Annotated in this window: 22 protein-coding genes and 2 pseudogenes; 16 read left to right on the forward strand and 8 right to left on the reverse strand. The window is 59.1% G+C overall.

Features of this window, described 5'->3' with window-relative positions; translation table 11 throughout:
• Positions 1-2 precede the first annotated feature (2 nt).
• The 8 genes and pseudogenes from ENTCL_RS04355 to asr all read left to right on the forward strand — a co-directional run.
• Entirely contained in the window at positions 3-800 is a 798-nt protein-coding gene (locus ENTCL_RS04355; RefSeq protein WP_013364897.1) for a molybdenum cofactor biosynthesis F family protein, read from the forward strand.
• 56 nt (positions 801-856) lie between these two features.
• A pseudogene (locus tag ENTCL_RS24095) lies at positions 857-974 on the forward strand (3-ketoacyl-ACP reductase); the annotation flags it as partial.
• A gap of 354 nt (positions 975-1328) precedes the next feature.
• Positions 1329-2306 (forward strand): glutarate dioxygenase GlaH, encoded by a 978-nt coding sequence (glaH, locus tag ENTCL_RS04360; RefSeq protein ID WP_013364898.1) that lies wholly within the window; start codon positions 1329-1331, stop codon positions 2304-2306.
• Between the two features lie 27 nt (positions 2307-2333).
• Entirely contained in the window at positions 2334-3611 is a 1278-nt protein-coding gene (gene lhgO, locus ENTCL_RS04365) for an L-2-hydroxyglutarate oxidase (RefSeq protein ID WP_013364899.1), read from the forward strand.
• A gap of 14 nt (positions 3612-3625) precedes the next feature.
• On the forward strand, positions 3626-5074 hold the full coding sequence (gene gabD, locus ENTCL_RS04370) for an NADP-dependent succinate-semialdehyde dehydrogenase (protein WP_013364900.1): 1449 nt from the start codon (positions 3626-3628) through the stop codon (positions 5072-5074).
• A 96-nt stretch (positions 5075-5170) separates the two neighbouring features.
• Complete coding sequence (gene gabP / locus ENTCL_RS04375; protein WP_013364901.1) at positions 5171-6571, forward strand: GABA permease; 1401 nt, start codon at positions 5171-5173, stop codon at positions 6569-6571.
• Positions 6572-6656: 85 nt separating this feature from the next.
• Positions 6657-7352 (forward strand): DNA-binding transcriptional regulator CsiR, encoded by a 696-nt coding sequence (gene csiR, locus ENTCL_RS04380; RefSeq protein WP_013364902.1) that lies wholly within the window; start codon positions 6657-6659, stop codon positions 7350-7352.
• A gap of 125 nt (positions 7353-7477) precedes the next feature.
• Positions 7478-7726: pseudogene (gene asr, locus ENTCL_RS04385) on the forward strand (acid resistance repetitive basic protein Asr); the annotation flags it as partial.
• Between the two features lie 205 nt (positions 7727-7931).
• On the opposite strand, the gene ENTCL_RS04390 reads toward asr, so the two are convergent.
• The 3 genes from ENTCL_RS04390 to ENTCL_RS04400 form a co-directional block, all read right to left on the reverse strand.
• Entirely contained in the window at positions 7932-8495 is a 564-nt protein-coding gene (locus ENTCL_RS04390) for a peroxiredoxin (protein ID WP_013364904.1), read from the reverse strand.
• Positions 8496-8640: 145 nt separating this feature from the next.
• Positions 8641-9516, reverse strand: coding sequence for an aldo/keto reductase family oxidoreductase (locus ENTCL_RS04395; protein WP_013364905.1), 876 nt, complete (start codon positions 9514-9516; stop codon positions 8641-8643).
• A gap of 114 nt (positions 9517-9630) precedes the next feature.
• A complete protein-coding gene (locus ENTCL_RS04400; RefSeq protein WP_013364906.1) occupies positions 9631-10863 on the reverse strand; it encodes an amino acid permease in 1233 nt (410 codons plus the stop codon).
• A 222-nt stretch (positions 10864-11085) separates the two neighbouring features.
• Here ENTCL_RS04400 and ENTCL_RS04405 point away from each other — a divergent pair, with 222 nt between their 5' ends.
• From ENTCL_RS04405 to ENTCL_RS04420, 4 genes are all read left to right on the forward strand, one after another.
• Positions 11086-12267: an acetyl-CoA C-acetyltransferase gene (locus ENTCL_RS04405; RefSeq protein ID WP_013364907.1), complete on the forward strand. Its 1182-nt coding sequence runs from the start codon at positions 11086-11088 to the stop codon at positions 12265-12267.
• Positions 12268-12683: 416 nt separating this feature from the next.
• The gene (gene kduI, locus ENTCL_RS04410) at positions 12684-13520 is read left to right on the forward strand and encodes a 5-dehydro-4-deoxy-D-glucuronate isomerase (RefSeq protein ID WP_013364908.1); all 837 of its coding nucleotides are present in this window, start codon (positions 12684-12686) and stop codon (positions 13518-13520) included.
• A 62-nt stretch (positions 13521-13582) separates the two neighbouring features.
• Positions 13583-14344 carry a 2-dehydro-3-deoxy-D-gluconate 5-dehydrogenase KduD gene (kduD, locus tag ENTCL_RS04415; protein ID WP_013364909.1) on the forward strand — a complete coding sequence of 254 codons (762 nt, stop codon included), beginning with the start codon at positions 13583-13585 and terminating at the stop codon, positions 14342-14344.
• A 127-nt stretch (positions 14345-14471) separates the two neighbouring features.
• A complete protein-coding gene (locus tag ENTCL_RS04420; RefSeq protein ID WP_013364910.1) occupies positions 14472-15164 on the forward strand; it encodes an aspartate/glutamate racemase in 693 nt (230 codons plus the stop codon).
• Here the strand turns inward: ENTCL_RS04420 and ENTCL_RS04425 are convergent.
• On the reverse strand, positions 15151-16086 hold the full coding sequence (locus tag ENTCL_RS04425; protein WP_013364911.1) for a LysR family transcriptional regulator: 936 nt from the start codon (positions 16084-16086) through the stop codon (positions 15151-15153). The two genes, ENTCL_RS04420 and ENTCL_RS04425, sit on opposite strands and share 14 nt — an antisense overlap.
• Before the next feature lie 122 nt (positions 16087-16208).
• Between ENTCL_RS04425 and lysA the strand changes: the two genes are divergently transcribed.
• A complete protein-coding gene (gene lysA / locus ENTCL_RS04430) occupies positions 16209-17471 on the forward strand; it encodes a diaminopimelate decarboxylase (protein WP_013364912.1) in 1263 nt (420 codons plus the stop codon).
• On the opposite strand, the gene ENTCL_RS04435 is transcribed toward lysA, so the two are convergent.
• Positions 17441-18475: a LacI family DNA-binding transcriptional regulator gene (locus ENTCL_RS04435; protein ID WP_013364913.1), complete on the reverse strand. Its 1035-nt coding sequence runs from the start codon at positions 18473-18475 to the stop codon at positions 17441-17443. The two genes, lysA and ENTCL_RS04435, sit on opposite strands and share 31 nt — an antisense overlap.
• Before the next feature lie 245 nt (positions 18476-18720).
• On the opposite strand from ENTCL_RS04435, the gene ENTCL_RS04440 reads away from it, so the two are divergent.
• Positions 18721-19173: a GNAT family N-acetyltransferase gene (locus ENTCL_RS04440; protein ID WP_013364914.1), complete on the forward strand. Its 453-nt coding sequence runs from the start codon at positions 18721-18723 to the stop codon at positions 19171-19173.
• On the opposite strand, the gene galR is transcribed toward ENTCL_RS04440, so the two are convergent.
• Positions 19161-20177, reverse strand: coding sequence for an HTH-type transcriptional regulator GalR (gene galR / locus ENTCL_RS04445; RefSeq protein ID WP_013364915.1), 1017 nt, complete (start codon positions 20175-20177; stop codon positions 19161-19163). The genes ENTCL_RS04440 and galR overlap by 13 nt on opposite strands.
• A 423-nt stretch (positions 20178-20600) precedes the next feature.
• Between galR and aas the strand changes: the two genes are divergently transcribed.
• Positions 20601-22754, forward strand: a complete 2154-nt coding sequence (gene aas / locus ENTCL_RS04450; RefSeq protein ID WP_013364916.1) for a bifunctional acyl-ACP--phospholipid O-acyltransferase/long-chain-fatty-acid--ACP ligase — start codon at positions 20601-20603, stop codon at positions 22752-22754.
• Positions 22754-23947, forward strand: a complete 1194-nt coding sequence (lplT, locus tag ENTCL_RS04455) for a lysophospholipid transporter LplT (protein ID WP_013364917.1) — start codon at positions 22754-22756, stop codon at positions 23945-23947. The genes aas and lplT overlap by 1 nt, the downstream gene beginning before the upstream one ends.
• A 41-nt stretch (positions 23948-23988) precedes the next feature.
• Here the strand turns inward: lplT and ENTCL_RS04460 are convergent, their stop codons facing one another.
• Positions 23989-25029 (reverse strand): NADP(H)-dependent aldo-keto reductase, encoded by a 1041-nt coding sequence (locus tag ENTCL_RS04460; RefSeq protein ID WP_013364918.1) that lies wholly within the window; start codon positions 25027-25029, stop codon positions 23989-23991.
• A gap of 124 nt (positions 25030-25153) precedes the next feature.
• Positions 25154-25372 carry a YgdI/YgdR family lipoprotein gene (locus ENTCL_RS04465; RefSeq protein WP_035893968.1) on the reverse strand — a complete coding sequence of 73 codons (219 nt, stop codon included), beginning with the start codon at positions 25370-25372 and terminating at the stop codon, positions 25154-25156.
• Positions 25373-25473 lie beyond the last annotated feature (101 nt).

Genomic DNA, 25473 nt, shown 5'->3' on the forward strand with positions numbered 1-25473 from the left:
CTATGAGTTCAGAAGCAATTTTTATTCAGGTCGGCGCATTGGCTGATGGTTTCGCCCCTCAGAGCAATACCCTGGAGAAGCAGAACGGGCTGGCGGGAAAGCGCCTGACGCTCCATTTCAGCAACGGTGGTACCGCAGAGTGCCAGTTTAATGATGAAAGCACCCTGAACTGGGGGGAGCATCAGGACATTGCCTACCGTGCCACCAGTATCCGCCCGGAAATCCTGTTCGTCGATTTTCTCGACCCGGCGCGGGAAAACGCCACCCTCACGCTGGTCGCTGATTGCCGGAAGGGAGGCTTCACTCTGGTGTACGGCAAACTACCCGATGAAACGCAGGCGCGTCTGGATGCCTTTAGCCGGGTAGAGCAGGGGTTGCCGTTGACCGCCGTAGAGGTTGAATTCCGCTTCGGCACGCTCGACGACGCCATCGCTACGCCGCCAGGCTTTACGGATGAGCTGATAGGTATGCGCAACATGTATATCTACAGCCCCACTGAGCGCTACGAACATATCTACCTGAATGATAATTTCTATGCCTGGCAGTGCCTGGAGGGGGTGGAAAAAGGGCTGGCGGATGTTGATCGCTGTCACTACGTTAAAGTGACCGAACAGCTCTACCTCTTTGTGTGGCGGGAGAAAATTATTCCTACGCTCGGCGTAGTGATGATTGACCTGCAGGCGAAGCGCACGGACGGCAAGATTTTGGGCTATCAGGCGAACGACTTTGCGGCGTTGAGCAATTTTGCGGTAGGCGCTTACGCGCAGGTATTAAATACCACCGTTTACCCGCGGGGATAACGCGATGCTGAGGCCTGACGTGTATCCAGATTTTAGCGGTAAGGTGGCGCTGGTCACCGGCGGGGATCCGCGTCAACGGCGTCGAGCCCGGGATGATTCGTACGCTGGCGATGAGTAATCTGGGAGGAGACTAACCAGTCCATCTCAAATGTCGTTCCGCTTGGGCGGCTGGGGGTTTTGGGCAGTGGAATTGAAGGACTCCGGAAAGTTTGTTGGCAGCGTTGGCCTACACTACCCGCCGGGCAGGGGCTGAGGAGGGCGTAATGACATCCTCATTTGAGGCATTGTGCCGCTCCCGGCGCTCCCCCCATCTTTATCCTCACGACCAGACACTTTCTTTCGCGCCAGGCGCCACATCATATCGCTGTCATTACGGTGATTGTTAAATATTTGTTTCATTGATCACAAAAAACAAACATATTTCGCATTTTTATGCGCATTTCATAAAAATGTAGATATTTTTAATTTATGGCTACGAAATGAACATCGCAATGTCCCCCTGAGTCTCTACTGAGAGGTTTGATTCTGATGAACACACTGACTGCCGTAAAACAGCATGCCGCCGACGTCTCCCGCAGCGCGAACGGTTTTACCGTTGCGCCTTCCCGGCAATCGCCGCGGATGCTGGAGCTGACGTTTTCCGCCCAGGTGACAAAGAAATTCCTGCAACAGGTCGAGCAATGGCCGGTGCAGGCGCTGGAGTACAAATCGTTTTTGCGGTTTAAGGTGGGCAAAATCCTCGACGACCTTTGCGGCAATCAGCTGCAGCCGCTGCTGCTTAACACCCTGCTGAACCGCAGCGAAGGCGCGCTGCTGATTGGGGCCGAAGGGATCGATAACGTCGCCCAGGCCGATGAGATGGTCAAACTGGCGACCGCCGTGGCGCACCTGATTGGGCGCTCGAACTTTGACGCGATGAGCGGGCAGTACTATGCGCGCTTTGTGGTGAAAAACGTCGACAGTTCGGACAGCTATCTGCGACAGCCGCACCGCGTGCTGGAGCTGCATAACGACGGCACCTACGTCGAAGAAGTCACGGACTATGTGCTGATGATGAAAATCGATGAGCAGAACATGCAGGGCGGGAACTCGCTGCTGCTGCACCTGGACGACTGGGAGCATCTGCAGCGCTATTTCACGCACCCGCTGGCGCGCCGCGCGATGCGCTGGGCCGCGCCGCCGAGCAAAAACGTCAGCCACGACGTGTTCCACCCGGTTTTTGATGTCGACGCTCAGGGGCGCCCGGTGATGCGCTATATCGATCAGTTCGTCCAGCCTAAAGATTTTGAAGAAGGCGTCTGGCTGAGCGATCTGTCGGATGCGCTGGAAAACAGCAAGAACATTCTTTCCGTACCGGTGCCCGTCGGGAAATTCCTGCTTATCAACAACCTGTTCTGGCTACACGGGCGTGACCGCTTTACGCCGCATCCGGATCTGCGTCGTGAGCTGATGCGCCAGCGCGGTTATTTTGCGTATTCCACCCCCCACTACCAGACTCATCAATAAGCGTTATCAGACGAAGGAAGTGAGCGGATGTACGATTTTGTAATTATTGGCGGCGGCATCATCGGCATGTCCACCGCCATGCAGCTGATTGACGTCTATCCTGACGCCAGAATTGCGCTACTGGAAAAAGAGTCCGCTCCGGCCCGTCACCAGACGGGCCATAACAGCGGGGTCATTCATGCCGGGGTGTACTACACCCCGGGGAGCCTCAAGGCGCAGTTTTGCCTGGCCGGCAACCGGGCCACCAAAGCGTTTTGCGATCAAAACGGTATTCGCTATGACACCTGCGGAAAAATGCTGGTCGCCACATCGAGCCTGGAAATGGAGAGGATGCGGGCGCTGTGGGATCGCACCGCGGCGAATGGGCTGGAGCGTGAATGGCTGAGCGCCGCAGAACTGCGGGAGCGGGAGCCCAATATCACCGGCCTTGGCGGCATTTTTGTCCCTTCAAGCGGAATCGTCAGCTATCGTGAGGTGACCGCGGCGATGGCCAAAAACTTTCAGGCCAAAGGCGGTGAGATTGTGTATAACGCCGAGGTCAGCGCCCTGCACGAACATGCGGCAGGGGTGGTTATCCACACCCGCCAGGGGCAAGAGTTTGAAGCCGCTACCCTGATAAGCTGCTCGGGCCTGATGGCCGATCGGCTGGTCAAAATGCTGGGCGTCGACCCTGGCTTTATTATCTGCCCGTTCCGCGGCGAGTATTTCCGCCTGGCGTCGCAGCATAACCAGATAGTTAACCATTTGATCTACCCGATCCCGGATCCGGCGATGCCGTTTCTCGGCGTCCACCTTACCCGCATGATCGACGGCAGCGTGACGGTCGGCCCTAACGCGGTGCTGGCGTTTAAACGCGAAGGCTACCGTAAGCGCGACTTCTCGCTTGCCGATACGCTGGAGATCTTCGGCTCCTCCGGCATTCGCCGCGTGCTGCAGAAGAACCTGCGCTCTGGGCTTGGCGAGATGAAGAATTCGCTGTGCAAAAGCGGCTATCTGCGGCTGGTGCAAAAGTACTGTCCGAGCCTGACGCTCAGCGATCTGCAGCCCTGGCCCGCGGGCGTGCGCGCGCAGGCGGTCTCGCCGGACGGCAAGCTGATTGACGACTTTCTGTTCGTCACCACGCCGCGCTCCATTCACACCTGCAACGCGCCTTCTCCGGCGGCGACGTCGGCCATTCCTATCGGCGCCCATATCGTCAGCAAGGTGATGGCATTGCTGGAAAGCCAGAATAATCCCGGCCGCACGCTGCGCGCCGCACAGAGTGTGGATGCGCTGCATGCCGCATTCACCCGTTCATCTTCTTAAAACAGGAAAAGAGAATGCAATTTCGCGATCCCGAGTTGTTCCGCCAGCAGGCCTTTATCGATGGTCAGTGGCGCGATGCGCATAGCGGCGAGGTGACGGCGGTCGTCAACCCCGCCAACGGACAGCGTCTGGGCAGCGTCCCTAAGATGGGCGCGGAAGAAACCCGCGAGGCGATCGATGCCGCTAACCGCGCGCTGCCGGCCTGGCGCGACTTAACGGCGAAAGCCCGCGCCACCGTGCTGCGCCGCTGGTTCGATCTGATGATGGAAAACCAGGAAGATCTGGCCCGGCTGATGACGCTTGAGCAGGGCAAACCGCTGGCGGAAGCCAGAGGAGAGATTAGCTATGCCGCTTCGTTTATCGAATGGTTCGCCGAGGAGGGCAAGCGCATCTATGGCGATACGATCCCGGGCCATCAGGCCGATAAGCGCCTGATCGTTATTAAGCAGCCGATCGGCGTCACCGCGGCCATTACCCCGTGGAACTTCCCGTCGGCGATGATCACCCGCAAGGCGGGACCGGCGCTGGCGGCTGGCTGCACGATGGTGCTAAAACCCGCCAGCCAGACGCCGTATTCTGCGCTGGCTTTGGCGCATTTAGCGCAGCGCGCCGGGATCCCCGACGGCGTGTTTAACGTGGTTACCGGCTCGGCGGGCGCTATCGGCGACGAGCTCACCCACAACCCGATCGTGCGCAAGCTGTCGTTTACCGGCTCAACGGAAATCGGCCGCTTGCTGATGGCGCAGTGCGCAAAAGATATCAAGAAGGTGTCGCTGGAGCTGGGCGGCAACGCGCCGTTCATTGTTTTTGACGATGCCGATCTCGACAGCGCGGTGGAGGGGGCCCTGGCCTCGAAGTTTCGTAACGCCGGGCAAACCTGCGTATGCGCCAACCGCCTGTACGTTCAGGACGGCGTGTACGATCGCTTCGCGGAAAAGCTCCAGCAGGCGGTCGCTAAACTGCAGCTGGGCGACGGTTTACAGCCCGGCGTGACCACAGGACCGCTGATTGATGAAAAGGCGGTCGCCAAAGTGCAGGAGCATATCGCCGATGCGCTGGAGAAAGGCGCTCAGGTTGTGGCGGGCGGTCACGCGCACGCGCTGGGCGGCAATTTCTTCCAGCCCACCATCCTGGTGAACGTTCCGGCGAATGCGCGGGTGGCAAAGGAGGAAACCTTTGGTCCACTGGCGCCGCTGTTCCGTTTTCACGATGAAGCCGAGGTGATTGCGCTGGCCAACGACACCGAGTTTGGCCTGGCGGCCTACTTCTACGCCCGTGACCTGAGCCGCGTGTTCCGCGTCGGCGAAGCGCTGGAGTACGGCATCGTCGGCATTAACACCGGCATTATTTCCAATGAAGTTGCCCCCTTTGGCGGGATCAAAGCCTCGGGCCTTGGCCGCGAAGGTTCTAAATATGGCATCGAGGATTATTTAGAGATCAAATACATGTGTATTGGTCTCTGATCCCGAATCGATGTCCGGACGCGTGCCCCGACGCGGTAATGTCGGGGTGCTCTCCCAAGTGAATCAAAACAACAACACATTGAGAGGGTAATAACTATGGGGCAATTGTCACCATCGCATGCACTGGGCGGCGGGCTGAAGTCACGCCACGTCACCATGCTATCCATCGCCGGCGTTATCGGCGCGAGTTTATTTGTTGGCTCCAGCGTGGCTATCGCCGAAGCCGGGCCTGCCGTTCTGCTGTCCTACCTGTTTGCCGGTCTGCTGGTGGTTATGATCATGCGGATGCTCGCCGAAATGGCGGTCGCTTCTCCGGATACGGGCTCGTTTTCGACCTACGCCGATAAGGCGATCGGCCGCTGGGCCGGGTATACCATCGGCTGGCTGTACTGGTGGTTCTGGGTGCTGGTGATTCCGCTGGAGGCCAATATTGCGGCGATGATCCTTAACTCGTGGATCCCCGGCGTTCCCATCTGGCTGTTTTCATTGCTGATAACCCTCGCGCTGACCGGAAGTAATTTGCTTAGCGTTAAAAACTACGGTGAATTCGAATTCTGGCTGGCGCTGTGCAAGGTGATCGCCATTCTGGCGTTTATCGGCCTGGGCGTGGTGGCGATTAGCGGCTTCTATCCTTATGCCGACGTCGGCGGCATATCCCGCCTCTGGGATCACGGCGGCTTTATGCCCAACGGCTTTGGCGCGGTGCTGAGCGCGATGCTTATCACCATGTTCTCGTTTATGGGCGCGGAGATCGTCACCATCGCGGCGGCAGAATCCGATACCCCGGACAAGCATATTGTGCGGGCGACCAACTCCGTCATCTGGCGTATTTCGCTGTTCTATCTGTGCTCTATTTTTGTGGTCGTGGCGCTGATCCCCTGGAACACTCCGGGACTTAAAGAGGTCGGGTCGTACCGCTCGGTACTTGAGCTGCTGCATATCCCCTACGCGCGGCTCATTATGGACTGCGTCATCTTGCTGTCAGTGACCAGCTGCCTTAACTCCGCGCTGTACACCGCATCACGGATGCTTTACTCCCTGAGCCGCCGTGGCGATGCGCCGGAAGTGATGGGGCGGACCAACCGCAGCAGGACGCCGTACATCGCGGTATTGCTCTCGACCGGCGCGGCGTTTTTAACGGTTATCGTCAATTACTATGCGCCCGCCAAGGTGTTTAAGTTCCTGATAGACAGCTCCGGCGCCATTGCGCTGCTGGTGTACCTGGTGATCGCGGTGTCGCAGCTGCGGATGCGTAAGCAGCTGGCGGGCCGGGAAAACGCCCTCAAACTGAAGATGTGGCTGTATCCGTGGCTGACCTGGCTTGTCATCGCTTTTATCACCGTGGTGCTGGTGGTGATGCTGTTCCGGCCGGGACAGCAGCTGGAGGTGCTTTCGACCGGGCTGCTGGGGCTGGGGATCATTTGTACGGTGCCCATCATGTCCCGCTGGAAAAAACTGATGTTGTGGCAAAAATCGGCGTGGCAGAATACGCTGTAGCCTTGTTCTCCCGGCCGTCACTGGCCGGGATTTTGCCATTTAGGGCGCACATCGCGTTGCGCCTTAAGAGACGGGAGTTTTGCCCATGACTGCCAATCCCCAACCGACAGCCATTGACGGCTACCGGTGGCTGAAAAACGACATTATTCGCGGTGAATACCTGCCGGATGAGAAGCTGCGGATGAGCCTGCTAACCTCGCGCTACGGACTGGGCGTGGGGCCACTGCGGGAAGCGCTCTCGCAGCTGGTCGCCGAACGGCTGGTCACCGTGGTCAATCAGAAAGGCTATCGCGTCGCGCCGATGTCCGGCAGCGAACTGCTCGATATTTTTGATGCCCGCGCCAATATGGAAGCCATGCTGGTGCGGCTTGCGGTCGAGCGCGGCAGCGACGAATGGGAGGCCGAGGTGCTGGCGCGCGCGCATATGCTCAATAAGCTTGAGGCCAGCGAGGCCAGCGAAGGGCTGCTGGAGGAGTGGGATCTGCGTCATCAGGCGTATCACACCGCCATCGTCGCCGGATGCGGTTCCCAGTATTTGCTGCAAATGCGCCAGCGTCTTTTCGACCTGGCGGCGCGCTATCGCTTTATCTGGCTGCGCAAAACCGTACTGTCCGTCGAAATGCTCGAAGACAAACACGTTCAGCATGAGGCGCTGACGCAGGCGATTCTCGCCCGCGACGCGGCGTTAAGCAGCGAACTGATGCGCCAGCATTTATTAACGCCGATCCCCGTTATTCAGCAGGCGATGGCGCTGAATACGCCGCGGGAAAACGCGGACTGACGTCTTGTACAATTCGTCACAAGCCGTAACCACATCCTCACTGATGAAATGACTTCTCTGGCGTAGAGTTATTTCATCGCCCTGATGCAGGGGCTGAACTGAAAAAAGAAACTGAGGATGTTGCCATGAAAAAAGTATTAGCCCTGATGATCGCTGCCACTATGGGACTGTCTTCTGCCGCTTTCGCAGCCGGTACCACCACTACAGCACCTGCAGCGGCACCGACCGCAGCAGCACCAGCGGCCGCGGCTGCTAAGGCGCCGACCACCGTTAAGCATCATAAAAAACATCACAAAGCAGCAGCCCCGGCGCAAAAAGCCCAGTCTGCGAAAAAACATCACAAGTCCACTAAGCATCACAGCGCTAAACCGGCCGCTAAACCAGCCGCGTAACCGGACGCGCTAAATGGCGCCAGCTAACTCTGATGCCCGGTAATTACCGGGCATTATTTTTTTCAGAGGTGTTATCAAATGCGCAGATACTCATTTGAAATCATGCTGGGCATACTACTGCTGTGCGGTGTTATCGCCGCGATAATACTGCTTTCTACCGTTTTTACCCCGGCATGGCCGTGACGGATTATAAATGCGGCTGCGTGTAGCGCTTCACCGCATCCAGCGCTTTTTGGATATGGCTGCTGGGATCGTTATCCGTGTAGCTCAAGAGGATCTTGCCGTCAGGCGCAATGACAAACGAGGTACGGCCTGAGACGGTCGCTCCTTTTAGCTCCATTAGCGTCTGGTATTCGGCGGCCACTTTGGCGTCAGGGTCGGCGGCGACGGCGAATTTGTCGCGGCACTCCTGTTTTGAAAACTCCCCGACCTGGTCGATATTTCCCGCCGTCACGCCAATGACGGTTGCCCCCAGCCGTTTGAAATCATCAGCAGCATTGGCAAACTCGTTGGCCTCAATGGTGCAGCCTCGGGTGAACGCCGCGGGGAAGAAGTAGAGCACAACCGGTCCTTCCTGCAGCGCTTGCTGGAGGGAAAAGGTCATTGGCTTACCGTCAATGGCGCCACGCAGGGTGAAATTCGGGGCTTGTTCGCCTACCTGAAGGGCGGCTTCCGCCGTCATTGCCAGCGCGGAAAAGCTAAGTATGACGGCCCCGGTCAGATAACAAAGGCACTTCTTTAAACGTTTCATGGCAAATCCCCCATACCACCCATACTTCGGGCTGGCGAAAAAATAAACGCGCCAGTTCTTTTAGTTTCGCCTGGTAGCGAAAAATTTCCTGTTTTTAACCAGAAAAAACATCCGCAAGGGGGATTGCGGATGTTTCATTGCCAGGTTACTCCAGCGCCTGCGGGATAGTATTCAATGCCTTGACCGCATCGGCAGGCAGCGTCAGCGAGGCTGCCGCCAGGTTTTCCTGCAAATGGTTAAGCGATGAGGTGCCGGGGATCAGCAAAATATTGGGCGAACGCTGTAACAGCCAGGCCAGTGCCACCTGCATGGGCGTCGCTCCCAGGCGCGCCGCAACGTCGTTTAAATCCTGCGACTGCAAAGGCGTGAAACCGCCGAGCGGGAAGAACGGCACATAGGGAATATTTTGCGCCGCCAGCGCATCAATCAGCGGGTCATCCTGACGGTTGGCCACGTTATAAAAGTTTTGCACGCAGGCGACAGGGGTCATCTTCAGCCCGTCTTCAACCTGTTTGGGCGTTACGTTGCTCAGGCCGATATGACGAATAAGCCCGCGTTCTTTGAGTTTGATAAGCGTGGTCAGCGGCTCTTCCAGCGAGCCTTCCGCCGGGCCGTGGGTGCTGAACATGCTGCGCAGGTTAACGACGTCAAGCGCCTCTAATCCCAGATTGCGCAGGTTATCTTCAACGGCCTGCGTCAGCTCCGGCGCCGACATCGCCGGCAGCCAGTTGCCCTGCTCGTCGCGGCGGGCGCTGACTTTCGTCACGATGGTCAGGTTATCGGAATAGGGGTGCAGCGCTTTACGGATGAGCTGGTTGGTGACGTGCGGGCCGTAGAAGTCAGAGGTATCAATATGGTTGACGCCTGCCTCGACCACCGCCTGAAGCACCTTTACGGCCATTTGCGGATCTTTAGGCGGGCCAAACACGCCGGGACCGGCTAGCTGCATCGCGCCGTAGCCAAGACGATAGACCTCGCGTTCACCGAGCGTGTAGCGGCCGGACTGTTTAACACTGGACATAACGGTTTCCTCATCTCATAGGCTGACTAACCGAATAAGTGTAAACCCGTTCTAAGGCCAGGGTGTGACAAACGTTGTCGGAATGTGCGGCAGAGAACCTGCCGCACACAAGAGTCAACCGAAGAACATCACCGACACGCAAAGCAGGCCGACGATAAGCGTAATCAGGCTGCCGATGGAGCGATACGGTTTTAGCGCCGGGATCAGGTACGTAGAGAGCGTCGGCATGATAAACAGGATCATGGCGATAAGCGGTCCGCTGATGGCGTAAATCATCGAGATGGCGTTAGGGTTAATGCAGCAGACGGCGAAAGTGACCACCGACACCAGCATAATTGACATGGCCCGGTTAAACGCGCGGCTCTTATGGACGCCCACCTGGTGCAGCCCTGCTTTGACCATTTCGCTGGCGCCCTCAATCACGCCGAAATAGGTGCCGAGAAACGATTTCGACATCGCCACAATCGCCACGATAATTCCTGATACCGCCAGCCACTGCGGCGCGGCGGGCATCATTGCCAGCGCGGAAAGAATGGTGACGCCTTCTTCTTTCGCCGAGGTGATATAACCCTCCGGGATCGCCAGCAGGCAGCTGAACACGAAGAACAGCACGCTCAGGCAGATGACGAGATAGGCTACCCGCATAATTTTTTTGCATTTATCCATGGCCCGATCGCCAAACTTCTCCCGCCGGTCGATGGCGAAGGTGGAGATAATCGGCGTATGGCTAAAAGCGAAAACCATCACAGGGATAGAGAGCCAGACCTGGTGTAGCGTATGCGGTGTCAGGTTCAGCTGTTCGCCGGAAAACAGCGACGGCTGCCAGCTGCCCGTCAGATACAGCGATAAAAACAGGAAGTAGGCAATCAGCGGAAAGACCAGAAAACCCATGACCTTCAGCGTGACGTGACGCCCCATCAAGAAGATCAGGTTGAGCACCAGCACCACCGCGAGGCTAACCAGCATCCTGACGCCGGTCGTTACCGTCATCTGTTTTGCCAGCTGCTCCGTCAGCGAGTTGGTAATGGCGACCGCGTAGATAAGCACCACCACGAAGAAGGCGATGAAGTACAGCGCGGTAATCAGACTGCCGATTTTCTTGCCATAGTAGTGGCTGACCGCGCCGGTGATGCCGACTCCTGCCGGGGTATTCGACGACAGAATAAACTGGCACAGCGCCCGGTGCGGCCAGTAGGTGAGCGGCCACGCCACCAGCGCGGTAATGATAAGCACCATCGCTCCGGCGGAGCCTAACTGAATTGGCAGGAACAGGGTGCCAGCCCCTACCGCAGTACCATATAAGGCGAAACTCCAGAGAGTGTCGTCTTTTGACCATATTTTCGACATTACTTAATTTTTTACACCGTGAAATCTCAAAAAAGAGGGCGAATTTACCATATTTTGCGGTGGTTCGGGGGATCGGTTTGCATTTCCCGCCGCGGAAGGGAATAACGAGGCCGTGCAAACGATGAACAGGCTTTGTGATAACTCTCACTTTTTTAAACAATTGCGATAATTGTTGATAACAATGCCGCTACTATAGCGGTGTTTATTTACGCTGAGGTCGAGATGAAAGACGTCGTTATCGTAGGTGCGGTTCGCACTCCCATCGGTTGCTTCCAGGGCGCATTGTCCGGCTTTACCGCCGTGGAATTAGGCTGTCTGGTTGTGCGGGCGCTGGTCGAGAGAACAGGGATTGATCCCCACAGCGTAGACGAAGTGATCCTCGGCCAGGTGCTAACGGCGGGCGCCGGGCAAAACCCGGCCCGTCAGTCGGCCATCAAGGGCGGTTTGCCTAACACCGTATCGGCTATCACCATCAACGACGTCTGCGGCTCGGGCCTGAAGGCGCTGCATCTGGCGACCCAGGCTATCCAGTGCGGGGAGGCGGATGTGGTGATCGCCGGCGGTCAGGAGAACATGAGCCGCGCGCCGCACGTGCTGACCGACAGCCGCACCGGAGCGCGTCTTGGCAACAGCCAGCTTATCGACAGCCTCGTCCACGACGGGCTGTGGGATGCCTTCAACGACTATCACATGGGCGTCACTGCGGAAAACCTGGCCCGGGAGTACGGCATCAGCCGCGAGCGTCAGGATGCCTGGGCGCTCAGCTCGCAGCAGAAAGCGCGCAGAGCGATTGACTCCGGGCGCTTTCGCGATGAAATCGTTCCGGTCGTCAACGTGCAAAAAAACGGCGTCACCCGGATTGTCGATACCGACGAGCAGCCGCGTACCGACGCCAGCGCGGAAGGGCTGGCGAGCCTGTCGCCTGCGTTTGAAAGCGCCGGTTCCGTGACCGCGGGGAATGCCTCTTCCATTAACGACGGCGCGGCGGCGGTGATGATGATGAGCGAATCAAAAGCGCTGGCGCTGAACCTGCCGATCCTGGCGCGCATTCGCGCCTTTGCCAGCGTTGGCGTCGATCCGGCGCTGATGGGCATTGCGCCAGTCTACGCAACCCGCCGCTGCCTGGAGCGGGTGGGCTGGCATCTTGACGAGGTAGACCTGATTGAAGCCAACGAGGCTTTCGCCGCGCAGGCTATCTCCGTTGGCAAAGTGCTGGAGTGGGACGAACGGCGGGTCAACGTGAACGGCGGCGCCATTGCGCTCGGACACCCCATCGGCGCTTCCGGCTGCCGCATCCTGGTTTCGCTGGTGCATGAGATGATAAAGCGCGATGCCCGCAAGGGGCTGGCGACGCTGTGCATCGGCGGCGGGCAGGGCGTTGCGCTCGCCGTGGAGCGTGAATAGCGCTAAAAAAAGCCCTTCGGGTGAAGGGCAAGGCCAGTTACAGAAACATCGATTACCGTATCAAAACGCTGTTTCACTTCATGTGACGACGGGCGCATTTCGCTAAACGCCCCTGTAACCCTCCTGCATTCCCAGCCGATAACGGCCGCTCTTCGTTTTTCAGCCGCTTTTTCCGCATTGCGCATCAGTTTGTCGGGCCATCTCAACTCTCTGTTTTAAATGTTTATTTTTAATGCTGAATCGGATTGCTGTACGGATGTTCGTGATCGGTATGGCATTTTTGCTATTAATAAACATAAAAAATGAAATATCGTTTTATTTATAATTGAAAAGCCGATCGCAGAGGGATAAGATGACCACAACGGAAAACGAAACAGCATTTCGAACACCCGAAAACTACATTCCCGGAGGTTATCGTGGACGTCAGACAAAGTATTCACAGCGCGCATGCTAAAACCCTGGATACCCAGGGGCTGCGTAACGAATTTTTAGTTGAGCAGGTCTTTACCGCCGATGAGTACACCATGGTGTACAGCCATATCGATCGCATTATCGTGGGCGGCATTATGCCGGTTCAGCGTACCGTGTCGGTGGGTGGTGAAGTCGGTAAACAGCTGGGCGTCAGCTATTTCCTTGAGCGTCGCGAGCTGGGCGTTATCAATATCGGCGGACCGGGTACCATCACCGTGGACGGGCAGTGCTTTGAAATTGGCCACCGCGATGCGCTGTACGTGGGGAAAGGCGCCAAAGAGGTGGTGTTCGCCAGCATTGATAGCGCGAAGCCGGCGAAGTTCTACTACAACTGCGCCCCGGCGCATACCGCATACCCGACGAAAAAAGTGACGCCTGCCGACGTCGCGCCGGTCACGCTTGGCGATAACCTCACCAGCAACCGCCGCACCATCAATAAATATTTCGTTCCCGACGTGCTGGAAACCTGCCAGCTCAGCATGGGGCTGACGGAGCTGGCGCCGGGCAACCTGTGGAACACCATGCCGTGCCATACCCATGAGCGCCGGATGGAGGTCTATTTCTACTTCAATATGGATGACGACGCCTGCGTGTTCCACATGATGGGACAACCGCAGGAAACGCGCCATATCGTGATGCATAACGAACAGGCGGTCATCTCTCCGAGCTGGTCGATTCACTCCGGCGTAGGCACCCGCGCCTACACCTTTATCTGGGGCATGGTTGGCGAGAACCAGGTCTTCGATGATATGGACCATGTTGCGGTGCGCGATCTGCGCTAGTTGCCGGTAAACCACTATAGTTACGCCTGTCGAGAACAGGCTTGAAAGGGTAAGGAACCATTATGATTCTTGATACATTCTCTCTGGCTGGCAAAGTTGCCGTTGTGACCGGTTGCGACACCGGCCTGGGGCAGGGAATGGCGCTTGGCCTGGCGCAAGCGGGCTGCGATATCGTCGGCATTAACATTGTTGAGCCGACGGAAACCATTGAACGCGTCACCGCCCTGGGGCGTCGTTTTCTGAGCCTGACCGCCGATCTCCGCCAGATTGACGGGATCCCGGCGCTGCTCGAGCGCGCGGTAGCGGAGTTCGGTCACATCGATATTCTGGTCAACAACGCCGGTCTGATTCGCCGCCAGGACGCCATTGAGTTCAGCGAAAAAGACTGGGACGACGTCATGAACCTGAACATCAAGAGCGTGTTCTTTATGTCCCAGGCGGCGGCGAAGCATTTCATTGCGCAGGGCAACGGCGGCAAAATCATCAACATCGCGTCGATGCTCTCCTTCCAGGGCGGGATCCGCGTCCCGTCCTACACCGCCTCGAAAAGCGGCGTTATGGGCGTCACCCGCCTGCTGGCGAACGAATGGGCGAAGCACAATATCAACGTGAACGCCATCGCGCCGGGCTATATGGCGACCAACAATACCCAGCAGCTGCGCGCCGACGAGCAGCGCAGCGCGGAAATTCTCGACCGCATCCCGGCCGGGCGCTGGGGCCTGCCGGATGACCTGATGGGACCGGTGGTATTCCTTGCCTCCAGCGCGTCCGATTACATCAACGGCTATACCATTGCCGTGGATGGCGGCTGGCTGGCGCGGTAATTCGCCCCGTTGTGTCGCTAAAGATAAGCCCCTGCCTGTCGGCGGGGGTTTTGTTTATGGGCGGCGAGTGGAAAGTTTGCCGCAACTCTGTTTCACTGTCAGACACCATCACGGCAGAGGATCGGGCATGAAAACCATCGGGTTACTGGGCGGCATGAGTTGGGAATCCACGCTTCCTTATTATCGGTTGATCAACGAAGGCGTCAGGCAGCGTCTGGGCGGGCTGCACTCCGCGCCGCTGCTGCTGCACAGCGTCGACTTTCATGAGATAGAGGCCTGCCAGTCCGCCGGGGAGTGGGAGAAAGCCGGGCAGATACTGGCGGAGGCCGCCGCCGGGCTCGAGCGCATCGGCGCCGAGGGGATTGTGCTGTGCACTAACACGATGCACAAGGTGGCGCAGCAGATTGAATCCCGCTGCCGGGTGCCGTTTTTGCATATTGCCGACGCCACCGGGCGCGCGATTGCCAGGCAGGGAATTCGCAATGTGGCGCTGCTGGGCACCCGCTACACCATGGAGCAGGATTTCTATCGCGGGCGTCTTGAACGGCAGTTTTCGCTGACGACCCTGATCCCCGAAGCCGACGATCGCGCGAAGCTTAACCAGATTATCTTTGACGAGCTGTGCCAGGGGCAGTTCAGCGAAGCCTCCAGACGCGACTATCTGCAGGCGATCGACCGGCTGGTGGCGCAGGGCGCGGAAGGGGTCATTTTCGGCTGTACCGAAATCGGCCTGCTGGTGCCGGCAGAGCGCTGTCCGGTGCCGGTCTTCGACACCGCCGCGCTGCACGCCAGCGACGCGGTGGAGTTTATGCTTTCCTGACCGCGTTGAGCACCGCGTCCAGCGGCGCGACGAGGCGGTCCAGGCTCGACTGCAGGTGCGCGACAAAAGCGTCCACCAGCGCCGAGCCGGGGCGGTGCAGCGGGCGCACCAGGCTTACGGTGAAGGGGACGTCCACGCTAAAGCGCCGCACCGCGATGCCGCTGTCGATATAGTCCAGCGCCGTCAGCGGGTTGACGACCGACACCCCCACCCCGGCGCGCGCCATCGCGCAAATGGAGGCGGCGCTGTGGGTTTCCACCACCATCCGTCGCTTTACCTGGCGCTCGCTGAACAGGTTATCGAGCAGCTGCCGGTAGCTGTCGGTACGCGACAGGCTGATGTAGTTCTCGCCCTGAAAATCCTCCGGCGTCAGCACCGCGTTAGCGGCCAGCGGGTGGTTCGCCGGCAGCACGCACACCTCGTTTAGCGTCAGCAGCGGCGTGCGCTCGGTGCCCGCCGGGGCGTGCAGGGTCTCCGTGATGCCTAAATCGTGACGCTGGGCGGAAAGCCACTCCTCAAGCAGCGGAGACTCCTGGGGCACAATCTGCAGGCTGACGTCGGGATAGCGCTGCAAAAAGGGGTGTAGCAGCGCCGGAAGGAAGGACTGCGAAAAGACCGGCAGGCAGGCTACCGACAGCTCTCCCTGACGGAAGTCGCGCAGGCTTTCGGCGGCGCTGACGATGCGGTCCAGCCCGTACCAGGAGCGCTGGACCTCTTCAAACAGGCGCAGCCCCTGAACCGTCGGGTGCAGCCGCCCGCGGCTGCGTTCGAACAGCGTCAGCCCCAGCACTTTCTCAAAACGCGCCAGCTCGCGGCTGACCGTCGGCTGCGAGGTATGCAGCATCTGGGCGGCTTCCGTCAGGTTGCCGGTGGTCATCACCGCGTGGAAGATTTCGATATGGCGCAGGTTGACGGCGGGCATGGCGGCTCCTTTATTCCGGTAATCCATATCATTTTTGCATAGAGTCTCGATAAAGCGATATTTTTTATTCTCTTCCGGCTGTGGCGTAATCAGGAAAAATCCTGATAACGCCGGAGTACGCCATGCCACGCCCCCTGAACAGCACCGATACCGATCTGACCGCAGAGAATCTGCTGCGCCTGCCCGCCGAGTTCGGCTGCCCGGTCTGGGTTTATGACGCGCAGATTATTCGCCGCCAGATAGCGCAGCTTGGCCGGTTCGACGTGGTGCGCTTCGCGCAAAAGGCGTGTTCAAATATTCATATTCTGCGACTGATGCGCGAGCAGGGCGTGAAGGTGGATTCTGTTTCGCTCGGGGAGATCGAGCGGGCGCTGGCGGCCGGGTACGCGCCGCAGACCCACCCCGACGATATCGTGTTTACCGCCGACGTGATTGACGAGGCGACCATCGCCCGGGTTAGCGAACTGCGCATTCCGGTTAACGCCGGCTCCGTCGATATGCTGGCCCAGCTCGGCGCCGTGTCGCCGGGCCACCCGGTCTGGCTGCGGGTGAATCCGGGGTTTGGCCACGGTCACAGTCAGAAGACCAATACCGGCGGCGAAAACAGCAAGCACGGCATCTGGTACAGCGACCTTCCGGCGGCGCTGGCGGTGATTCAGCGTTACGGGCTGAACCTTATCGGCATCCATATGCACATCGGTTCCGGGGTGGATTACGGCCATCTTGAGCAGGTATGCGGGGCCATGGTGCGCCAGGTTATCGACTTCGGCCAGGATCTGCAGGCGATTTCCGCGGGCGGTGGTTTGTCGATTCCGTACCGCGAGGGCGAAGAGGCGATCGACACCGATCACTACTATGGCCTGTGGAACGCGGCGCGCGAGCAGATTGCCCGCCATCTGGGGCATCCGGTGAAGCTGGAGATTGAGCCGGGCCGTTTTCTGGTGGCCGAGGCGGGCGTACTGGTGTCGCAGGTGCGCAGCGTGAAGCAGATGGGCAGCCGCCATTTCGTGTTGATTGACGCCGGGTTTAACGACCTGATGCGACCGGCGATGTACGGTAGCTATCACCATATCACCGCGCTGGCGGCGGATGGCCGTGATCTAACCCTGGCGCCGCTTGTCGAGACGGTAGTGGCCGGGCCGCTGTGCGAATCCGGTGATGTGTTTACCCAGCAGGAAGGGGGAAAGGTGGAGACGCGCGCGCTGCCGCAGGTGGCGCCAGGCGACTATCTGGTGCTGCACGACACCGGCGCGTACGGCGCCTCGATGTCCTCAAACTACAACAGCCGCCCGCTGCTGCCTGAAGTGCTGTACGACAACGGCAGCGCGCGGCTGATTCGCCGTCGCCAGACTATTCAGGAGCTGCTGGCGCTGGAGCTTTGCTGAAACCAGGGGCCGGTGGTGACCGATTCCCGCAGCACCAGGGTGCCGGTGAAGGGCGGCAGCGCTTCGATAGGCTGCCCGCTGGCGAGCTTAATGGCCTGATCGATGGCGGTGGTTATCATGTTGTCGATAGGCAGATAGACCGTGGACAGACCCGGCTCCAGCCACTTCGCGCTGGGCGCATCGTCAAAGCCGAACAGCGAGATATCCTGCGGAATGCGCAGCCCGGCCTGGTGCAGCGCTTTTGACGCCCCGAGCGCCATGTCGTCGTTACAGGCAAACAGCGCGCTGAAGCGCACCTTTTCTTCCAGCAGCTGGTGGCACAGCTCATAGCCGCGGCTCATTCCGGCGTCGCCGTATTTGACCTTTGCCGGGTCCCAGGCGATGCCGTGTTTCTCCAGCGCGCGGCGGTAACCTTGCAGGCGCGCTTTGCCGGTCGGCGTGTGGATTGGCACGGTGATGCAGGCGATGTCGCGGTGTCCCTGGGAGATGAGGTAGTCAACGGCCTGAAACGCCGCATCCTGCTGCTCGAAGAAGATGCAGCGGTCGCGGGCCTGCACAACGTCGCGGTTAATAACCACCAGCGGCATGGCGATGGCGTCGATGAGCCTGAGGATCGCCTTTTCGCTCATAAAGCGGGTGTATAGCACAATGGCGTCGCACTGACGGTCTGCCAGCATTTGCACCGCCTGCTCCTCACGCTCCGGCGTGTCGTGGCCGTCGGTGACAATCAGCTGTTTGCCGTGGGTTTCCGTCTGGCGGGAGGCCTGCTGCAGCAGACGGCCGAAGTAAAAACCGTCAAAGGTGGAGACGACCAGGCCAATGCTGTTGCTGGTCCGGTTGGCCAGCGAGCGCGCCAGAAAATTCGGGCGATACCCCAGCTCTTCCATGGCCTGGAATACCTGCTGTCGGGTGCTTTCCTTCACCTGACCTGTGCCGTTCAGTACGCGAGAGACGGTCGCTTTGGAGACGCCTGCGCGCAGTGAGACATCCAGCATCGTTGCCATTGTGTATTCCTGTGCTACGAGATGGAGAGCATTTTATCACAGTCATTCCGGGGCATATCGCCTGCGGACGCCGCAAATAACCATCGCGATCACGCTTTTTACTGCGCGGCGCCGACGGATGGGCAAAAAATGCCCTGACGGGCGCCGCATCGCCCCGGCGGGGCAATTTTTGCTACTATGGCGCGGCTTTGCTCTTCGGCCGCGTTATTGCCACGTGAAGAGCGTATTTCCCGGGAGAAACAGACGTGAAAATCCAGCCGCTTTACGATGTGCCACATCATGCCCGGCAGGTGACTGACTGGCTATGGCAGGCTTTCGGCGGCGTCGCGCAGCCGCGTGAGCTCTTCGCCAGCATTGTTGAACACAGCCAGACGCCAGACGCGCTGCCGCTGACCTTTGTGCTCACCGACGCGGATACCCCGCTCGCCACGGTTGGCCTGTGGCGCTGCGATCTGCTAAGCCGTCAGGATCTTTTTCCGTGGATGGCGGCGCTGTATGTGGATGAATCGGCCCGGGGACAGGGGCTGGCGGGCATGCTGCAGGAGCATGTCATAGGCTACGCTCGCGCAAAGGGGTTTAAGGACCTGCATCTCTATTCGGCCTGCCGCAACTTTTATGAACGCTTCGGCTGGCAGTACGTCGGCGACGGCATTGAGTCTCCCGCCACCAACGTTCACCTCTATCGCTACGCGCTCTGATGCTCAACCGGCGCGCTGACGGAATGGCGCCGCACCAGGGTTGGGTTGAAAACATGGGTAATTTCCGGCGCCGGGCGTTTTTCCGCCAGCGCCAGGGCCAGCTCGGCCGCCTGCGTCGCCATCGTGACGATAGGGTAGCGTACGGTCGTTAAGCGCGGGCGCACGTAGCGCGATACCAGTACGTCATCGAAGCCAATCAGCGAGATCTCGCCCGGGACGTCGATACCGTTATCGTTCAGTACGCCCATGGCGCCCGCGGCCATCGAATCGTTATAGCAGGCCACGGCGGTAAAATGGCGGCCGCGCCCGAGCAGTTCAGTCATCGCCTGTTCGCCGCCGCTCTCATCCGGTTCGCCGAAGGTCACCAGCCGCTCGTTGCAGGGCAAGCCGCTCTCTTTGAGGGCGTCGTAATAGCCGCGCAGGCGATCTTCGGCATCCGAAATCGCGTGGTTAGAGCAAAGGTAGCCGATTCGGGTATGGCCCTGCTGAATCAGGTGCCGTGTCGCAAGCCAGGCGCCGTAGCGATCGTCCAGCGCGATGCAGCGCTGTTCATAGCCGGGCAGAATGCGGTTGATCAGCACCATGCCGGGGATCTGCTTCATCAGCGAGGCGAGATCGCCATCCGGGATCATCTTGGCGTGTACGACGAGCGCGGCGCAGCGGTGGCGGATCAGCTGTTCGATCGCCTGCCGTTCTTTCTTTTCGTTGTGGTAGCCGTTGCCGATCAGCAAAAAATTGCCGGTGTGGTAGGACACCTGCTCGACCGCTTTGACCATCGCGCCGAAAAAAGGATCCGACACGTCGCCGACGACGAGGCCAATGGTGTCCGTCGACTGCTGCGCCAGCGCGCGGGCGTTGGCGTTAGGGTGGTAGTTTAGCGTCTCCATGGCGCTAAACACGGCCTGGCGTGAGGCATCACTGGCTTTCGGGGATTCGTTGATGACGCGCGAGACCGTGGCGACCGAAACACCTGCCAGCCGGGCTACATCCTTTATTGTCGCCATATCGTGCCTTCTTAGAGGGAAAACGTTTACACCGCTACAGTGTTACGGAAAACGCGGGGGTATTCAAGGCGAAGCCCCGGATTACGCGGACAAATGTGATGCAGGCAATAGCGGCGGTGTAAGGGTTACACTCCGGCGGGTAGCGTAATTAAGAATGAAAGCGGTGAATCCAAATCTTTGGTTACACTTTGCGAAGGGCTGTTGCGAATGTTCGCTGGAGGAGTCATCAGCCACATTGATAATCTGGACGTCCCAGAGGTATTGATTGGTGAGATTCTTAAGTGCGGTTTTCGTACTTCTTCTCTTACACCGACCTGCGCAGATGCGCAGGTTTTTTTTGCCCAAAATCCCGCTCCTGCACTGCTCTTACGCCAGCTTCTCGTGTACCCTGCAAAAAATCCTTCTCTGGCAAATGGAGTTGTTATGCTTTTTGGGCTTTTTCGATGGCTTTTCAGGATGATGTTCCGGGTTCGTTTAACCGGAAACACGGATGCGCTCTGGCAGCAAAAAGTGTTGATCACCCCGAACCACGTGTCGTTTATCGACGGCATCCTGGTGGCGCTGTTTTTGCCCGTACGCCCGGTGTTTGCGGTGTACTCCTCCATCAGCCAGAAATGGTTTATGCGCCTGCTGGCGCCGCTGATTGATTTTGTCCCGCTCGATCCCAGCAAGCCGATGTCGATTAAACATCTGGTGCGGCTGATAGAGCAGGGGCGTCCGGTGGTCATTTTCCCCGAAGGGCGCATCTCCGTGACCGGTTCGCTGATGAAGATCTACGACGGCGCGGCATTCGTAGCGGCAAAGTCTCAGGCGACAATCGTGCCGCTGCGTATCGAAGGCGCCGAGCTGACCTTCTCGAGCCGTCTGAAAGGGCTGGTCAAACGCCGCCTGTTCCCGCGCATTCAGCTGCATCTTTTGCCGCCGACGTCGATTTCAATGCCGGACGCGCCGCGCGCCCGCGATCGCCGCAAAATTGCCGGTGAAATGCTGCATCAGATAATGATGGAAGCGCGGATGGCGGTCCGCCCGCGCGAGACGCTTTACGAGTCGCTGCTGGCGGCGCAGTCCCGCTTTGGCGCAAAAAAACTGTGCGTGGAGGATATCAACTTTCAGCCGGACAGCTACCGTAAGCTGCTGACCAAAACCCTGTTTGTGGCGCGTATTCTGGAAAAATACAGCGTCAGGGGCGAGAAAATCGGCCTGATGCTGCCCAACGCCGGAATTAGCGCCGCGGTGATTTTCGGCGCCATCGCCCGCGGACGTATCCCGGCGATGATGAACTATACCGCTGGCGTGAAGGGGCTCAGCAGCGCCATCACCGCCGCCCAGCTCAACACGATTTTTACCTCCCGCACCTTCCTTGAGAAAGGCAAGCTCTGGCACCTGCCGGAGCAGCTTACCCAGGTGCGCTGGGTGTTCCTCGAAGATCTGAAAGGCGATGTGACGGGGCGCGATAAGCTGTGGATTTTCAGCCGCCTGCTGATGCCGCGCCTCGCCCAGGTGCCGCAGAGCCCGGAAGACCCGGCGATGGTGCTGTTCACCTCGGGTTCTGAAGGCAACCCAAAAGGCGTGGTGCACAGCCATAAAAGCCTCCTGGCCAACGTTGAGCAGATCAAAACCATCGCTGATTTTACCGCCCGCGACCGCTTTATGTCGGCGCTGCCGCTGTTCCATTCGTTTGGTCTGACCGTCGGGCTGTTTACGCCGCTCCTGACCGGCGCGGAGGTGTTCCTCTACCCAAGCCCGCTGCATTACCGCATCGTGCCAGAGCTGGTGTATGACCGCAACTGCACCGTTCTTTTCGGCACATCGACATTCCTCAGCCACTACGCGCGCTTCGCCAACCCGTATGATTTTTACAAGGTGCGCTACGTGGTGGCGGGCGCGGAGAAGCTGCAGGAGAGCACGAAGCAGCTCTGGCAGGACAAGTTCGGCCTGCGCATTCTGGAAGGCTACGGCGTCACCGAGTGCGCGCCGGTGGTGTCCATCAACGTGCCGATGGCGGCGAAGCCGGGCACCGTTGGACGGATCCTGCCGGGGATGGACGCACGCCTGCTGGCGGTGCCGGGCATCGAACAGGGCGGTCGTTTGCAGCTTAAGGGGCCGAACGTGATGAACGGCTATCTGCGCGTTGAGGCGCCGGGCGTACTGGAAGCGCCGACGGCGGAAAACGTCAACGGCGAGCTGGAAACCGGCTGGTACGACACCGGGGATATCGTCACCTTTGATGAGCAGGGCTTTGTGCAGATCCAGGGGCGCGCCAAGCGCTTCGCCAAGATTGCCGGTGAAATGGTGTCGCTGGAGATGGTCGAGCAGCTGGCGATGGCGGTCTGTGCGGATAAGCTGCACGCGACCGTTGTTAAACAGGATGCCAGCAAAGGCGAGGCGCTGGTGCTGTTTACCACCGATACTGAGATGACGCGCGATAAGCTGCTGCTGCAGGCTCGCTCAACCGGCGTGCCGGAACTGGCCGTGCCGCGCGACATCCGTCTCCTCAAACAGCTGCCGGTGCTGGGCAGCGGGAAACCGGATTTTGTCACCCTTAAGGGCATGGTCGATTCAGATGGAACAACATAATGCGTGAGTCCGTTCAGGCTAGCACTGCGCTGTGGTCAAGAGGTATGGCGGCGGTCATCTGCGCCCAGTTTTTGTCGGCATTCGGCGATAACGCGCTGCTGTTCGCGACGCTTGCGTTAATGAAACAGCAGTTCTACCCGGACTGGAGCCAGCCGATTTTGCAGATGGTGTTCGTCGGCGCCTATATCCTGTTTGCGCCGTTTGTCGGGCAGTTCGCCGATAGCTTTCCGAAAGGAAGGGTGATGATGGTCGCCAACAGCCTGAAGCTTATCGGCGCGGCCGGCATCTGCGTGGGGGTGAACCCGTTTATCGGCTACACGCTGGTGGGCGTTGGCGCGGCGGCTTACTCGCCGGCGAAGTACGGCATTCTGGGCGAGTTGACCACCGGCGATAAGCTGGTGAAAGCCAACGGCCTGATGGAATCCTCCACCATCGCCGCGATCCTGCTGGGTTCAGTGGCGGGCGGTATTCTTGCCGACTGGCACGTGCTGGCGGCGCTCGGCGCCTGCGCGCTGGTGTACGCGGGCGCGGTGGCGGCGAACCTGTTTATTACCCGCCTGCCAGCGGCGCGCCCGGGGCAGTCCTGGCGGTTTAACGCCATGACCCACAGCTTCTTTTTCGCCACCCGTGCGCTGTGGCGCAACCGCGAAACCCGCTTTTCGCTGGTGGGGACCAGCATGTTCTGGGGGGCGGGCGTTACGCTGCGTTTTCTGCTGGTGCTGTGGGTGCCGGTGGCGCTCGGCATCACCGACAACGCCACGCCGACCTACCTGAACGCGATGGTGGCGGTTGGGATTGTGGTCGGCGCAGGGGCGGCGGCAAAGCTGGTCACCCTGGAGACCGTCGCGCGCTGCATGCCCGCCGGTGTGCTCATCGGCGTGGCGGTGGTCGTGTTCTCGCTGCAGCAGGCGCTGCTGCCTGCCTATGCGCTGCTGCTGCTCATCGGCATGTTCGGCGGCTTCTTCGTGGTGCCGCTGAACGCGCTGCTACAGGAGCGCGGCAAGCATACGGTGGGCGCGGGCAACGCGATTGCGGTACAAAACCTGGGTGAGAACAGCGCGATGCTTTTCATGCTCGGGCTCTATTCGCTGGCGGTTAAGGTTGGCGTGCCGGTGGTTGGCGTCGGGATTGGCTTTGGCGCGCTGTTCGCGCTGGCGATCGTCGCGCTGTGGATCTGGGGGCGGCGTCATTAACGCAGCGCCCGGCTGGCGGTGCCTGCCGGGCAGTCTGTGGGTTACGGTGCCGGGTAGGTATAGACCTGATGCACCGCTTCAATCTCCGCCAGTACCTCTTCGTTCAGCTCAAGATGCAGGCTTTCGACGTTAGCTTTCAGCTGCTCCATCGTGGTGGCGCCTAACAGGGTGCTCGCCACGAACGGCTGACGACGGACGAACGCCAGCGCCATCTGCGCCGGATCTAGGCCGTGCCGTCTGGCGATCTCCACATACGCCGCCACGGCTTTCTGCGACTGCTCGCTGCTGTAGCGGGTAAAGCGGCTGAACAGCGTATTGCGCGCCGCGGGGGGCTTCGCGCCGTTCAGGTATTTACCGGTGAGGGTGCCGAACGCCAGGCAGGAGTAGGCCAGCAGCTCAACGCCTTCGTACTGGCTGACCTCCGCAAGACCGACCTCAAAGCTGCGGTTGAGCAGGCTGTAGGGGTTCTGGATAGTCACGATGCGCGGCAGATCGTGCTTATCGGCCAGATGCAGGTAGCGCATCACGCCGAAGGCCGTTTCATTCGACACGCCGATATAGCGAATCTTCCCGGCGCGCTGGTACTCCGTCAGCGCCTCCAGCGTTTCCAGCAGGGTGATCACCGGCTGCGTTTCGGTCCACTGATAGCCGAGCTTGCCGAAGCAGTTGGTCGGGCGCTGCGGCCAGTGCACCTGGTATAAATCGAGGTAATCGGTCTGCAGGCGCTTAAGGCTGTCGTGCAGCGCTTCGCGGATGTTTTTGCGATCCAGCGCCTGGTTCGGGCGAATGCCGCTGTCGTTGTTGCGCGGCGGGCCGCTGATCTTCGAGGCGATCACCAGCTTTTCGCGGCTGCCGTGGCGGGCCAGCCAGTTGCCGACGTAGGTCTCGGTCAGGCCCTGGGTTTCCGGGCGCGGCGGCACCGGGTACATCTCGGCAACGTCAATCAGGTTAATGCCGTGAGCGACGGCGTAATCGAGCTGTGCGTGGGCGTCGGCTTCGCTGTTTTGTTCACCAAACGTCATGGTGCCAAGCCCAAGGGTGCTGATTTCAAGTGAGCTGTGGGGGATACGGTGATAGTGCATAGCCGGCTTCCTTTTTATCAACAACGTCAGGGAGGTCCTGACAAAGGAATATAAACATGGCAGAAGGGAAGAAAAAGCGGAAGTAAAAAATGAGAAAAGGCCAGGTAGGCTGACCTCTTTTCTTTTAGCGCTTAATGATTTGGGATACGTCGTCCCGGTTGATCTGCATTTTATTGCCCTGCTGATCTTCGTAGCTGATAAGACCGGTATCGTCATCCACTTCCGGTTTTCCGTCCGTCAGGATCATACGACCGTCTTTTGTCGCCATCACGTAATCGCTGCTGCAGCCGGAAACAGCAAATGCCAAACCGACTGCGGAAATCAGTACTGCCCATTTTGTCATCGTCATCGTCCTCATCTGGCCGCAACCTCTATAAGTCTAGTAATAACCCGATGTCCGGTAACTAAAAAGCAGTAAAATCTTAAAAAGTATGAATTAGCCCG

It is taken from the genome of [Enterobacter] lignolyticus SCF1, from assembly GCF_000164865.1.
Lineage (GTDB): Bacteria > Pseudomonadota > Gammaproteobacteria > Enterobacterales > Enterobacteriaceae > Enterobacter_B > Enterobacter_B lignolyticus.